This is a genomic window from Microbispora cellulosiformans, from assembly GCF_008728085.1.
GTDB classification, from domain to species: Bacteria; Actinomycetota; Actinomycetes; order Streptosporangiales; family Streptosporangiaceae; genus Microbispora; species Microbispora amethystogenes.
This window is the reverse complement of record NZ_VYTZ01000007.1, coordinates 14,667-27,559: the sequence shown is the minus strand read 5'-3', so window position 1 is coordinate 27,559 and position 12,893 is coordinate 14,667. Positions and strand designations below refer to the sequence as shown.

Below are 12,893 nucleotides of genomic sequence, written 5' to 3'. Positions count from 1 at the left end.
CGCCGGGAGGGGTCCCTACAACCAGCCGTACTCGGTGGCGATGCGGACGGCGTCCACCCGGTTGCGCGCCCCGGTCTTCACCAGGACGCGCGACAGGTGGTTGCGCACCGTGCCGGCGGACAGGCCCAGCTCGGCGGCGATCTCCTTCGAACGCGCGCCGCCCGCCGCGAGGCGCAGCACCTCGTGCTCCCGGGGCGTGAGGGGGCACTCGGCGGCCTCCAGGGCCGCGACCGCGAGCTCGGAGTCGACGACCCGGCGCCCGGCGATGATCCGCCGGATCCCGTCGGCGAGCTGCTCGGGGCCCACCTCGATGCTCAGGTAGCCGAGGGCCCCGGCCGCGAAGGCCCGCTTGAGGTGGCCGGGGTTCGGCTGGGCCGACAGCAGCATCACCCGGCATCTGGGCGCCTTCTCGACGAGCCGCGCGGCCAGGCTCGGCCCGTCCGCGCCCGGCAGGTCCGCGTCGACGACGGCGGCGTCGGGCCGTACGTCGAGGGCGGCGGGCACGATGTCCTCACCGGACCCGACGTCCGCGACCACCGTCAGGTCGCTCTCCCCTTCGAGGGAGGCGACCAGGCCTCGCCGCACCAGCGGAAGGTGTTCGGCTACCAGGATCCGGATCAAGACGCTCCCCTCTGGACGGTCTCTCAAAGGGTGATCGACCAATTGCGTACTGTCAACGGAGTGTCCAGGTTAGGCCATGTATGTGCAACGCGCCGGTTCGCCGGAGAAGGTCGCGCCCCTGTTCCGGTGGGCTACTCTCGGAGGGTGCGACGACTGCCACGGCACCTTCTCCGACTCGGGGGTACGCGCTGATGAGCTGGCTCATCGTGGCCGGATTCGTGATCGTCTTCGTCGGTCTGCTGGTCTCCATCGCGCTGCACGAGATCGGGCACCTGGTCCCGGCCAAGCTGTTCGGCGTCCGCGTGACGCAGTACATGGTCGGCTTCGGGCCGACGCTGTGGTCGCGCCGGCGCGGCGAGACCGAGTACGGCGTGAAGTGGATCCCGCTGGGCGGCTACATCCGCATGGTCGGCATGCTCCCGCCGCGCCCCTCCGACGACCCCGGCAAGCTGCGCAGCGTCTCGACGGGCCCCTGGCAGGGGCTCATCGAGAACGCCCGGGCGGTCGCCTCGGAGGAGATCCGGCCGGGCGACGAGAACCGCGTCTTCTTCCGCAAGCCCTGGTGGCAGAAGGTCATCATCATGACCGGCGGCCCCGCGATGAACTTCGTGCTCGCGTTCGTGCTGTTCGCGGTCGTGATGATGGGCTTCGGCGTGCGGACCATGAAGCCGGTCGTCTCCTCGGTGTCCAAGTGCGCGATCCCGGCAGCCGAGGCCGCGCACCGGGACTGCGGGCCCGGCGACCCGCTGACGCCCGCAGCGAAGGCTGGGCTGCGGCCGGGGGACCGGATCGTCGCCGTCGGCGGCACGCCGGTCGCCAGCTGGGAGGCGGCGACCCGGCTGATCCGGTCGCACGGCGCCGGGGCGACGACGCTCGGCATCGAGCGCGACGGCCGGAGCACGACGCTGGACGTCGACCTGATCGCGCAGGACATGCCCTCGCAGACCGACCCCGACAAGGTGGACAGGAACGTCGGCTTCCTCGGCGTCAGCCCGACGGTCGTCGTGGAGAAGCAGGGCCCCGGCTACGTCGTCGGTCAGATGTGGGACCTGACCGAGCGGACCGCCGCCGCCATGGTCAACATCCCCAAGAAGATGGTCGGCGTGTGGAACGCCGCGTTCTCGGGGGAGAAGCGCGACCCGAACGGGCCGATCGGCATCGTCGGCGCCGGCCGCATCGGCGGCGAGATCGCCGCGTCGGACATCCCCATCGACAGCAAGATCGAGGTGTTCATCAGCCTGCTGGCCGGGCTGAACCTCGCGGTCGGCATGTTCAACCTCGTCCCCCTGCTGCCGCTGGACGGCGGCCACATCGCCGGCGGCCTGTGGGAGGGCGTCAAGCGGGCCTTCGCCCGGGTGCGCCGCCGGCCGATGCCGGGCTACGTGGACGTCGCCAAGGCGCTCCCGCTGACGTACGTCATGGCGGCCCTGCTGGTCGTCATGGGCGGCCTTCTCATCTACGCCGACCTGGTGAACCCCGTCCGCATCTCGGGCTGAACGGGCTGAACGGGCCGGGCCGGGCGGACCCGGCCCGGCGCGCGGGTCCCTACTCGCCCGTCGCCCCGTCGATGCGCTCGCGCATCAGGTCCGCGTGGCCGTTGTGCCGCGCGTACTCCTCGATCATGTGGACCATGATCCAGCGCAGGGAGTAGTGGTCGCCCTGGCGGGCCGTCTTCGTCATCGCGTCCAGGTCCGCGCAGGCCGCCTCGGCCGCCCGCGCGTGCTCGATCTCCCCATGCCAGGTGGCGAAGGCCTCCTCGGCGGACGCCGTGTCCACGTTGTCGAACTCGCCGTCCGGATCGTCGTCGCTCCAGTAGATGCCCCCGAGGTCGTCGCCGGCGAGCCGCCGCCGGAACCAGCTCCGCTCGACGTCGGCCATGTGCCGTACGAGGCCGAGCAGTGACATGGACGACGGCGGGGTGGAGCGCAGTCGCAGCTGCTCCTCGGTCAGCCCCTCGCACTTCAGGGCCAGCGTCTGGCGGTGATAGTCGAGGAAGGCGCGCAGCGTCTCGCGCTCGCCCGCGGCGGTCGGAGGATCGGTACGTGTGTCGGTCATCCCGCCATCCTTCCCCGGTCCCCGGCGGCCGGCCACTTCATTACCGCCCGCGGGGAGACTGGGCTTGAGTCTCCCGTAGGGGGAGACGCGAGAGTGCAGGCATGGACGGCGACACGTTCTTCACGATCGGAGCCCTGGCCCGGCGGACCGGCCTGACGGTCAAGGCCATCCGGTTCTACTCCGACACCGGAATCGTGCCGCCGGCAGACCGCAGCCCGGGCGGCTACCGGCTTTACGACATCGGCGCGCTCGCGCGTCTGGACCTGGTGCGCACCCTGCGTGATCTGGGGCTCGACCTCGCTGTCATCCGGCAGGTGCTGGAGCGGGAGGTCTCGGTGCCCGAGGTCGCGGCCGCGCACGCCGACGCACTGGAGGTGCAGATCCGCACCCTCCGGCTGCGGCGCGCCGTACTGCGCGCGGTAGCCAAGCGGGGCTCCACCCCCGAGGAGATGGACCTCATGCACAAACTCGCCAAGCTCTCCGACGACGAACGCCGGCGCCTGATCACCGGCTTCATCGACGACACCTTCGGCGGGCTCGACGCCAACGCCGAGTTCGTCGCCATGATGCGCTCGACCATGCCCGAACTGCCGGACGACCCCGAACCCGAACAGGTCGACGCCTGGGTGGAACTCGCCGAGCTCACCCAGGATCCCGACTTCCGCGCCGCCGTCCGCCGCATGGCGGAGTACCAGGCGGCCCAGCGGGCGCAGGGCGACCGCACCGGCCTCCACCACGATCTCACCGAAACCGTCCGCGAGAGCGTCGGCCGCGTGCTCGATGCCGGTATAGCCCCGGGTTCGGCCGAGGCCGCACCCGTCGTCGACGCCCTCACCGCCCGGTACGCGCAGACCTTCGGCCGAGCCGACGACGCCGGCTTGCGCCGCTGGCTGCTGACGCGCCTGGAGATCGGCGGCGATCCCCGCGCGGAACGCTATTGGCACCTGCTGGCCGTCATCAACGGATGGCCCGCCCCGCCAAGCCTCGCACCGGTGTTCACGTGGTTCGCGGACGCCCTGCGCACGCACACCGGGCAGCAGTCCCGCGCGCGGTAGTCCCGCACCCGGCGGCCGCCATCGAAGCGCCGGCGCGGTTCGCTAGTACATCGAGATGTGGACGTGGTCGTAGTGGTTGGCGGTGACGCCGCCGCGGTCGGACATCGGGCGCCAGCCGGGATGACCGAGGTTGTAGATGCGTTGCCGCCAGATCACGTACATCACGCCGAGCTTCGGGCCGTTCTTGATGGCCCAGGCGGCCAGGCTGTCGCCGAGCGCCTGCATCTGCGCCGAGGGCATGGAGCCGCCCGAGCTCATCATGAAGTCGCAGGCGCGGCCGAGGGGGTGCTCGCCGCTGTTCTCGGCCCGGTAACAGCCGACCGGGAAGCCCAGATCGAAGTGGCTTTCCACCTCGGACCGCATCAGCCGCATCCGGGGCGTGATGTTGTCGGCTCCGGCCGGCAGCTCGGGCGCCCACGAGCCGCTCGCCCTCCGGCCCGGGGCGATCGGGACCAGGCGGTCGATCTTGTCCTGGATGTCGTCGATGAGCTTCTCGGCCTCCCGGCGCTGGCCGGCGACCTCCGCGGCCTGCGACTTCAGCGACGCGGTGAGCGCCTTCGCCGCCTCGGCGGCCTTCTGCCGTTCGGCGCGGACCTCGTCCACGCGCGCGAGCCTCGCGGCCTGTTCCTCCTTGAGCTGGTAGGCCACCGCGGAGACGGTCAGGTTGGGCAGGACGCGCACGCTGTCGGTCTGGTACCGCAGCCTGACGAACTCCCGGACCTCGTCGAGGGTCGCCGTGTAGTCGGCCTCCGCCCTGCTCACGCGGGCGCGCGCCGCCGCCTCGTCGTCGCGTGCCTTGGCGAGCGCGACCCGCTTGGCGTTGTAGTCGGCGATGAGCCGGTCGACCTTCTTCTGCAGGCCGGCGAGTTGCTTCTTGAGCTGCTTCTCCGTCGGCTTGGGGGCGGCGGTGCCCCCGGCGGCAGTGCCGAGGACGAGGGCCGCGGCGGTGAGCACGCCTGCGGCCAGGGGGAACGCGCGGGGCAGAGCCCACTCCTCTCCATCTGCCGACCGGGTTAGCTGACGGGTGCGGGCTGGAGGAGCCCGGGCAGCGACGTGCCTTTACCCCAGAGGCGTGAACGGGTCCCCGGCTCCCGGGCGAGGCGCCCGGGATTAGGCGGCACCGGCTGTGACCGGTGGTGCCAGGGATACTAGTGGTAAAGAAAAGGCGACTGCCACCCCAAGTCGCAACCGTACGGAGATCAGTCCGTTACCACCTCACGCAGCATGCGGGCCGCCTCCTCCGGGAGCACGTCGTTGACGAAGGCGCCCATCGCCGACTCCGATCCGGCGAGATACTTCAGCTTGTCCGCCGTCCGCCGGATCGTGAAGAGCTGGAGGTGGAGGTAGGCCAGATCCCGCCGGTAGGTGACCGGCGCCTGGTGCCAGGCCGCGACGTACGGCATGACGACGCCGAACAGCCCGTCGAGGCGGCGCAGCACGTCGATGTACAGCGGCGCGAAGGCGGCCCGCTCCTCCTGCGACAGCGCCGGGATGTCCGGCACCCGGCGGTGCGGGTAGAGGTGCACCTCGAACGGATACCGGGCGGCGGCCGGGACGAAGGCCGTCCAGTGCTCGTTGGCGGCGACCACGCGGGGCCCCCTCCGCTCGGCCGCGAGGACGTCCGCGAACAGGTTGCCGCCGCGGTGCCGGGCGGCGGTGTCCAGCATCTGCCGGGTACGCGGCGTGACGTACGGATAGGCGTAGATCTGCCCATGCGGGTGCGGCAGCGTGATGCCGATCTCGGCGCCGCGGTTCTCGAAGCAGAAGACTTGCTCCACGCCGGGCAGCGCGGACAGTTCGGCCGTGCGGTCGGCCCACGCCTCGACGACCAGCACGGCCCGCTCGTCGCCGAGCGAGCTGAAGGAGGCGTCGTGGTCGGAGGTGAAGCAGACGACCTCGCAGCGCCCGATCCCCGGCCGCACCTCGCTCAGCCCGCCCACCTGCTCGTACGCGCCGGTGTTGAAGCTGAACGACGGGAAGCGGTTCTCGAACACCGCCACCTCGTACGGCGAGGGGATCTCCGAGCCGGGATGCCCGGGGCAGAGCGGGCACTCCTGGGCGGACGGCAGGTGGGTGCGGGTCTGGCGGTGCCGGGCGACGGCCACCCACTCGTCCATGAGCGGGTCGTGCCGCAACTCGGACGCGAGAGGGCGCGCGGGCAGATCCCGCGGGTCGGCGGCGGCGTGGTCGGCGTCGTCGCGGCGGTCGAAGTAGATCAGCTCCCGGCCGTCGGCCAGATGGGCGATGGTGCGCTTCACGGTGGATCTCCAGCTTCACAGTGCTCTTTCGCGGCATCACTGCGGGTGTGCCGTCGGGGAGTGTCTGTCACAGGGAGGCGGTCTCCAGGGACGCCTCACCGGACGGATCGGCGAGGAGAAGCTCGCCGGCCTGCTCCGACAGCACGGCGCGGGCCTCCTCGGGCAGGCCCGCGTCGCTCACGACCACGTCGGCCTCGCCGAGCGCCGCGATCGTGCTGATGCCGATCGTCCCCCACTTGGTGTGGTCGGCCAGGACGACGAGCCGCTGGGCGGCCGCGATCAGGGCGCGGTCGGTCTCCGCCTCCAGCAGGTTGGGGGTGGTGAAACCGGCCCGGACGCTCATCCCGTGCACGCCGAGCATGAGGGTGTCGACGTTCAGGGAGCGGACGGCCGCGACCGCGACCGGGCCGACCAGCGCGTCGGACGGCGTCCGCACGCCGCCCACGAGCACCACGGTCTGGTCGGGGCGTCCCGCCCGGTGGAAGACGTCGGCCACCTGGACGGAGTTGGTGATCACGGTCAGCTCGGGCACGTCCACCAGGTGGTGGGCCAGCGTCCAGGTCGTCGTCCCGGCCGAGAGCGCGACGGAGCTTCCCGGCGGCACGAGCGGGGCCGCGCGGCGGGCGACGGCCTCCTTCTCGGCCTGCTGCCGCATCGACTTGGCCGCGAAGCCCGGCTCCTCGGTGGAGCCGGTGCCGGTGGCGGTGGCCCCGCCGTGCACCTTGACGATCAGGCCGCGCTCCGCCAGGACCTCAAGGTCGCGGCGGATCGTCATGTCCGACACCCCGAGCTCACGCACGAGTTGCGCGACCCGCACCCCGCCGGACCTGCGCACCCTCTCCAGGATCGCCTGCTGCCGTTGCTGGGCCAGCATCCACCACTCCCGTCAACAGATTCCACCAAATCATGCCAGGCTTACGTTCAGGAGTGTTGAGTTGGGGTGCGGGTACTTGCCGCCGCCCGCCCGCGGGAGGACAGTGGGCGAAAGCCGTACTCCAGGGAAGGCGGCCGCGATGGGCAGACGCGCACGCAAGTCGAAGGCCCGCAGGAAGAAGAAGGCCAACCACGGCAAGCGCCCCACGGGCCGGTAACCCGGTTCCGGGGTCGTCCGGGCGTTCGCCTCAGGGGTTTCTGCCCCACGCGGCGAGCAGCCGGGTCTGCTGGTCGGCGCCGGCCGGGACGTCCCGCTCGTCCCCGATCACCCCCGCCTCGCGGTAGCCGTCCCACGCCTTGGCGAACCATTCGGCGCAGGACGCGACCAGGTCGGGGTCGAGCCGTTCCGGCCCGCCGACGGCGCGCGCGAGGTCCCACGTGTGGATCAGCGCGTCCGCGAACAACTCGGTGATGTACTCCTCGCCCGGCACGTCGCCGAAGGACAGGTGAGCCACGCTCGTGAGGGCGCCCTCGGCGTACACCGCCTGGACGGCGCCCTGCGCGGACGCCTCGAACGCCTTCACCGGGTCGTCGCCGAGCACGTCGCCCTCGAACGCGTCGCCCACCTCGGCGGCCGTACGGCCCGACAGCAGTTCGGGGGCCCACAGGTTCTCGGCCACCAGGTGGTTCACCAGCCCCCGGACGTCCCAGTCGACGCAGGGCGTCGGCAGGTCCCACTGTCCGGGGCGGACGAGATGGAGGCGGTCGCCGAAACCGTCCAGCGCCCTTCGGTACGCGTCCCGGATGTCGATCATGTCCCCTCCTCGCCGCGAGCTCCCCGATTCGACCGTAACTCCTCCCGACGATCAGTCGCGCCCGCCCGCCCGCGAGGGGCGACCGGTCACGGAAGATGCTGCTCGACCCAGACGATCTTGCCGTACGGGGTGGGCCGGGTCCCCCAGCGATAGGCGAAGCGCTTGATCAGCTGGAGGCCGCGGCCGGTGTCCTCGTCGGGGGTCGCCGTACGTGGGGCGGGGGTGGAGGCGGAGCCGTCTGCGACCTCGACCACCAGCGTGCGGCAGCGCAGCAGCCGCAGCTCGATCGGCGGCCAGCCGTGCTTGAGCGCGTTGGTGACCAGTTCGCTGACGATGAGCTGGGTGCTGTCCACCAGGCTGGTCAGCCCCCAGGCGGCGAGCGTGCCCCGGACGAACCGGCGGGCCTGGGAGACGAACCGGGGGTCGGCGGGCAGGGGGAAGGTCGCCACCTCGTCCGGGTCGAGCTCACGCACCCGGGCCACCAGCAGGGCGATGTCGTCGCGCTCGTGGCTCGCCCGCTGGCTGCTGATGATGTCGTCGCACATGTCGTCGAGGTCCTCGACGGGCCCGGCGAGCAGGCGGCGCAACCCCATGATCCCGGCGTCCAGGTCCCGCTCGCGGCTCTCCACGAGGCCGTCGGTGTAGAAGGCGAGCACGCTCCCGGCCGGCAGGATCAGCTCGCGCATCTCCAGCGGGTCGCTGCCGATGCCGAGGGGCAGGCCCGACGGCAGCTCGATGATCTCGGTCGACCGGTCGGGATGCAGCAGGATCGGCGGCACGTGCCCGGCGCGGGCGAGCGCGCAGCCGCGCGTCACCGGGTCGTAGACGGCGTAGATGCACGTGGCGATCTGGGTCGGATCGAGGTCCTGGCTCATCAGGTTGAGCCGGAACAGCACCTCGTCGGGCGGCAGGTCGAGGCTCGCCAGCGTGCGCGCCGCGGTGCGGAGCTGGCCCATCGTCGCCGCGGCCCTCGTGCCGTGGCCCATGACGTCGCCCACCACCAGGGCCGTACGGCACCCGGGGAGGGTGATCACGTCGTACCAGTCCCCGCCGACGCCCATCAGGTCGCTCGCCGGAAGATAGCGCGAGGCGATGTCCATGCCGAGCGGCTGCGGCAGCTCGGCGGGCAGCAGGCTGCTCTGCAGGGTCAGCGCGGTCCGGCGCTCGGTGGTGTAGAGCCGCGCGTTGTCGACGCACACGGCGGTGCGGGCGGCGAGATCCTCGGCCACCACGACGTCCTGCTCCTCGAACGGCGGCGCGCCCGCCCTCCTGGTGAAGACCACGCATCCGAGCACCCGTCCCCGGGCCCGCAGGGGCACGGTGAGGAACGAGCCGTCGGTCAGCAGGGCGGCGACCGCGTCCTCCCGGCCGAAGGTCGCGCCGATGAGCCGGGCGCTCTCCTTGTCCATGGCCGGATACATCAGCGGCTTGCCGCTCGCCATGCACTGCGCCTGCGGCAGGATCGCCGGGTAGACCGCCACCTCGTCCACGGGGAAGGCGTTCACCCAGGCGTCCGCGTCCGCGCCGGCCACGCCCATCGCCATCCGGCGTACGAGTGTCGTCCCGTCCACCGGGCGGGACGACAGTTCGCCCTCGGAGATGAGGCGGTCCTGGAGCATCACGGCCGCCGTGTCGGAGAACCTCGGGACGGCCACGTCCACGAGTTCCCGGCTCGTCTCCTCGAGGTCGAGGGTGCTGCCGATCCGGCGGCTCGCCTCGTTCAGGAACGCCAGCCGTTCGTGGGCGGACGCGGCGCCGCTGCGCCGCCACTGCCCCCGGTCCGCCGGGGCGGGGCCCTTGATCACGCAGTTCCGGTTCAAAACGAATACTCCGGCGAGAGCGGATGGTGTCCCAGAATCGTATGGAGCTGATACCGCGCATTTCAGCCGTTTGGCATGAGTGCTTTGACCGATACCGCAGCGCGATGGCGCAGCCGTACCCCGCGGTCAATGGACGAAACGGATATCAGTGAGCACGCGTCACATCAGCCAGCGCACCCTCTTCAGACAGGGGGCCATCATCAGACAGGAGGCAGGTGCGCGAGGGCCGTGTCGATCCGCTCCTGCGGGAGCGTGAAGTCCTCCAGCCGGCCGGCGAGGTGACGCTCGTACGCGGCCAGGTCGAAATGGCCGTGCCCGCACAGGGACATCACGATGACCTTCTCCTCGCCCGACTCGGCGCACCTCAGTGCCTCCGCGATGGTCGCGGCCACCGCGTGGGCCGGTTCGGGAGCCGGCAGGACCCCCTCGGCCCGGGCGAAGCGGACGCCCGCGTCGAAGCAGTCGGTCTGCGTCACCGCCACGGCCTCCACCAGACCCAGTTCGTACGCGTGCGACAGCAGCGGCGACATGCCGTGGTAGCGCAGCCCGCCGGCGTGGATGGGGTCCGGCACGAACGTGTGGCCCAGCGTGTGCATCTTCATCAGCGGCGTGAACCCCGCCGTGTCGCCGAAGTCGTAGGCGTACGTGCCCCGGGTCAGGGACGGGCAGGCGGCGGGCTCCACGGCGCGCAGCACCGGGTCCATCCGCCCCGCGAGCTTCTCCCGCAGGAACGGGAAGGCCAGCCCGGCGAAGTTGGAGCCGCCGCCGGTGCAGCCGATGACCACGTCGGGAGTCTCGCCGAGGACGGCCAGTTGCTCCAGCGCCTCCTCGCCGATCACGGTCTGGTGCATCAGGACGTGGTTGAGCACCGAGCCCAGGGCGTACCGCGTGTCGTCGTGCAGGCCGGCGACCTCGACGGCCTCGCTGATCGCGATGCCCAGCGATCCCGTGCAGTCCGGGTCCTCCGCCAGGATCCTGGCCCCCGCGGTGGTCACCGCCGACGGGCTGGCGTGCAGCGTCGCGCCGTGGACGCGCATGAGCGTACGGCGGTAGGGCTTCTGGTCGTACGACGCCCGGACCATCCAGATCTCGCACGCCAGGCCGAACTGGCCGCAGGCGAACGCCAGGGCCGAGCCCCACTGGCCCGCGCCGGTCTCGGTGGTCAGCCTCCGCACGCCCTCCCGCGCGTTGTAGTAGGCCTGCGGGACCGCGGTGTTCGGCTTGTGCGACCCTGACGGGCTGCCGCCCTCGTACTTGTAGTAGATCCGGGCGGGCGTGCCGAGCCGTCGCTCCAGGCGGCGGGCGCGGATGAGGGGAGTGGGCCGCCACAGGCGGTACACGTCGAGCACCTCATCCGGAATGGGGACGAACCGCTCGCCGGAGACTTCCTGCCCGATCAGTTCCGCCGGGAAGAGCGGCGCGAGGTCGTCGGGGCCGACCGGCCGGAGGGTGGCCGGGTGGAGCACCGGGGGAGGAGGGGAGGGGAGATCGGGGACGAGGTTGTACCAGTTCCGGGGAATCCGGGACTCGTCGAGAAGGACCCTGGTCGGCTCGCCCATGTCTCCCAGTCTCCGCGTGGCGGGCCGGTCGGGGAAGGGCGCCCGCCGATATGGCCGGACCTGGTCAGACGGTGCCGCCCGAGCGCCAGTAGACGCCGTCCTCCCGGGTGAGGAATCCCTCGTCCACCAGATAGCGGCGCAATGCGGCGTGGTCGTCGTGGAACGCCCGCAGCGCCACGTCGACCTCCTTCTCCGGATACCGCGTGCCCACCTCGAAGACCTGGGAGACGTAGTCGAGCACCATCAGCCGCTTTGCCCGCTTCGTCGGTATGGAGACGAGCCGCCCGTCGACCAGGAACGCGTCCAGCGGGCCCGCCGGCTCGGCGGGCACCGCGCGGAGCAGGTCGCGGAAGGCCTCCGGCCGCGCCCGCCACCCGTCCCCGTCCCGTACGGCGAGACCGCCCCGCTCCAACCGGCCGAGCGCCCGGGCGACCTCGTCCGGGCCGAGCCCGGTCACCTGGCCGAGGGGTTCCCCGGGACGGAGGACGAGGCCGGAGAGAACCCGCAGCGTGTCCTCCTGGCCGAGCAGCCCGAGCACGCGGGGAATGCGCTTGTCGATCATCCGTCCACGGTATGGGACCGATGAGTACCTTCGGAAACATGGAGGGCGCCGTGCCCGCTCGACTGGATCACACGATCGTGCACAGCACCGATCGCTTCGCCTCCGCCCGCTTCCTCACCGGCCTGCTCGGTGAGCCGGGGCCCGGCTCGTTCGGGCCGTTCGCCACGGTCAGAGTCGCCAACGGCGTGACGATCGACTTCGCCGACTCGATCGTCGGCCGGGACCGGATCGTCCTCCAGCACCTGGCCTTCCTCGTCTCGGAGGACGAGTTCGACGAGATCTTCGCCCGGATCGGCGACCGGGGCCTGCCGTACTGGGGCGGCCCGCACCACCAGGAGCCCCAGCGGATCAACCACCGCCACCACGGCCGCGGGGTGTACGTGGACGACCCCGACGGCCACGCCATCGAGTTCCTCACCCACCCGTACGTCGAGGAGGAGTGAACGGGTCAGCCGTGCGCGGCGGCCTCGATCGCCTGCTTCATCTCCGTCGCGCCGCGTTCCATGCGGATCCGGATGTCGGCCGCACGCGTGTGCGGCAGGACGTCGGTGATCCAGATCAGCCGGCCCGACCCGTCGCCCTCGGACCGGACCTCGAACGTGGCGTGGTGGAACTCCACCGGCGGCCGCGCGCCCTCGACCACGCAGTAGGCGAGGCGGCGGGCCTCGTCGTCGATCCCGATGACCAGTTCGCGGACCACGTGCCCGTCGGGAAAGGTCAGGAACCGCTGGTCGCCCTCGATCCGGGTGCCGGTGACGCGGCCCGGCAGCAGGCGCTCGTGCACGGCGCCGACATCGCGCAGGACGTCCCAGATCTGCTCGGGGGAGGCGGCGATCACGATCTCATGACGAACGGAGGCCATGCGGCGGGGGTCCTTTCCGACGACTCGTCCTGATCGAAGCAGCCACGACACCGGCCTCCGAAGCCGGAGAAGGCCGCCTCCGATGATCGGAGGCGGCCTTCTCGTCGTGTGGTGCTGGTCGGGGCGACAGGATTTGAACCTGCGACTTCTTGCTCCCAAAGCAAGCGCGCTACCAAGCTGCGCCACGCCCCGTCTCGCCGGTTGCGCGAGCGCTCCGAGACTCCGGTACGCTTACGCCCTGACGACCGGATGAAGTCTAGACCAGATGAACGCCGGGCGCGCGCGGACGTAGCTCAATGGTAGAGCCCCAGTCTTCCAAACTGGCTACGCGGGTTCGATTCCCGTCGTCCGCTCTCACCACGAAAGGCCAGGTCACCCCATACGGGGAGCCTGGCCTTCGCGATCTCAGAGAA

The 12,893-nt window shown here is 71.4% G+C and carries 13 protein-coding genes, 2 tRNA genes and 1 riboswitch; of the genes, 4 read left to right on the top strand and 11 right to left on the bottom strand.

Annotated features, from left to right (window positions below):
- Positions 1-15 precede the first annotated feature (15 nt).
- Positions 16-621: a response regulator transcription factor gene (locus F5972_RS19930; protein ID WP_150935113.1), complete on the bottom strand. Its 606-nt coding sequence runs from the start codon at positions 619-621 to the stop codon at positions 16-18.
- A 191-nt stretch (positions 622-812) separates the two neighbouring features.
- Between F5972_RS19930 and F5972_RS19925 the strand changes: the two genes are divergently transcribed.
- Positions 813-2,117, top strand: a complete 1,305-nt coding sequence (locus F5972_RS19925) for a M50 family metallopeptidase (protein ID WP_150935112.1) — start codon at positions 813-815, stop codon at positions 2,115-2,117.
- Positions 2,118-2,166: 49 nt separating this feature from the next.
- On the opposite strand, the gene F5972_RS19920 is transcribed toward F5972_RS19925, so the two are convergent.
- Positions 2,167-2,676 (bottom strand): DinB family protein, encoded by a 510-nt coding sequence (locus F5972_RS19920; RefSeq protein ID WP_150935111.1) that lies wholly within the window; start codon positions 2,674-2,676, stop codon positions 2,167-2,169.
- A gap of 101 nt (positions 2,677-2,777) precedes the next feature.
- Here F5972_RS19920 and F5972_RS19915 point away from each other — a divergent pair, with 101 nt between their 5' ends.
- Positions 2,778-3,731: a MerR family transcriptional regulator gene (locus tag F5972_RS19915; RefSeq protein WP_150935110.1), complete on the top strand. Its 954-nt coding sequence runs from the start codon at positions 2,778-2,780 to the stop codon at positions 3,729-3,731.
- A gap of 42 nt (positions 3,732-3,773) precedes the next feature.
- Here F5972_RS19915 and F5972_RS19910 read toward each other — a convergent pair whose 3' ends face one another.
- The 7 genes from F5972_RS19910 to F5972_RS19880 all read right to left on the bottom strand — a co-directional run bounded on the left by F5972_RS19910 (position 3,774) and on the right by F5972_RS19880 (position 11,618).
- A complete protein-coding gene (locus tag F5972_RS19910; RefSeq protein ID WP_225311671.1) occupies positions 3,774-4,685 on the bottom strand; it encodes a coiled-coil domain-containing protein in 912 nt (303 codons plus the stop codon).
- A 34-nt stretch (positions 4,686-4,719) separates the two neighbouring features.
- A riboswitch (cyclic di-AMP (ydaO/yuaA leader) is annotated at positions 4,720-4,858 on the bottom strand.
- A gap of 72 nt (positions 4,859-4,930) precedes the next feature.
- Entirely contained in the window at positions 4,931-5,989 is a 1,059-nt protein-coding gene (galT, locus tag F5972_RS19905) for a galactose-1-phosphate uridylyltransferase (RefSeq protein WP_150935108.1), read from the bottom strand.
- A 67-nt stretch (positions 5,990-6,056) separates the two neighbouring features.
- Entirely contained in the window at positions 6,057-6,863 is an 807-nt protein-coding gene (locus F5972_RS19900; RefSeq protein WP_150935107.1) for a DeoR/GlpR family DNA-binding transcription regulator, read from the bottom strand.
- Positions 6,864-7,110: 247 nt separating this feature from the next.
- A complete protein-coding gene (locus tag F5972_RS19895; RefSeq protein WP_150935106.1) occupies positions 7,111-7,677 on the bottom strand; it encodes a TIGR03086 family metal-binding protein in 567 nt (188 codons plus the stop codon).
- Positions 7,678-7,763: 86 nt separating this feature from the next.
- On the bottom strand, positions 7,764-9,497 hold the full coding sequence (locus tag F5972_RS19890; RefSeq protein ID WP_225311670.1) for an ATP-binding SpoIIE family protein phosphatase: 1,734 nt from the start codon (positions 9,495-9,497) through the stop codon (positions 7,764-7,766).
- A gap of 200 nt (positions 9,498-9,697) precedes the next feature.
- Entirely contained in the window at positions 9,698-11,056 is a 1,359-nt protein-coding gene (locus F5972_RS19885; protein ID WP_150935105.1) for a TrpB-like pyridoxal phosphate-dependent enzyme, read from the bottom strand.
- A gap of 64 nt (positions 11,057-11,120) precedes the next feature.
- The gene (locus tag F5972_RS19880; RefSeq protein WP_150935104.1) at positions 11,121-11,618 is read right to left on the bottom strand and encodes a DUF2087 domain-containing protein; all 498 of its coding nucleotides are present in this window, start codon (positions 11,616-11,618) and stop codon (positions 11,121-11,123) included.
- A 50-nt stretch (positions 11,619-11,668) separates the two neighbouring features.
- Here F5972_RS19880 and F5972_RS19875 point away from each other — a divergent pair, with 50 nt between their 5' ends.
- Positions 11,669-12,061, top strand: coding sequence for a VOC family protein (locus F5972_RS19875; protein WP_150935103.1), 393 nt, complete (start codon positions 11,669-11,671; stop codon positions 12,059-12,061).
- 5 nt (positions 12,062-12,066) lie between these two features.
- On the opposite strand, the gene F5972_RS19870 is transcribed toward F5972_RS19875, so the two are convergent.
- Both F5972_RS19870 and F5972_RS19865 read right to left on the bottom strand, forming a co-directional pair.
- Entirely contained in the window at positions 12,067-12,480 is a 414-nt protein-coding gene (locus F5972_RS19870) for an SRPBCC family protein (protein WP_150935102.1), read from the bottom strand.
- 115 nt (positions 12,481-12,595) lie between these two features.
- Positions 12,596-12,672 (bottom strand) — tRNA-Pro (locus tag F5972_RS19865).
- Positions 12,673-12,762: 90 nt separating this feature from the next.
- Here F5972_RS19865 and F5972_RS19860 point away from each other — a divergent pair.
- Positions 12,763-12,833: transfer RNA gene (locus F5972_RS19860), tRNA-Gly, on the top strand.
- The last annotated feature ends 60 nt before the right edge of the window (positions 12,834-12,893 follow it).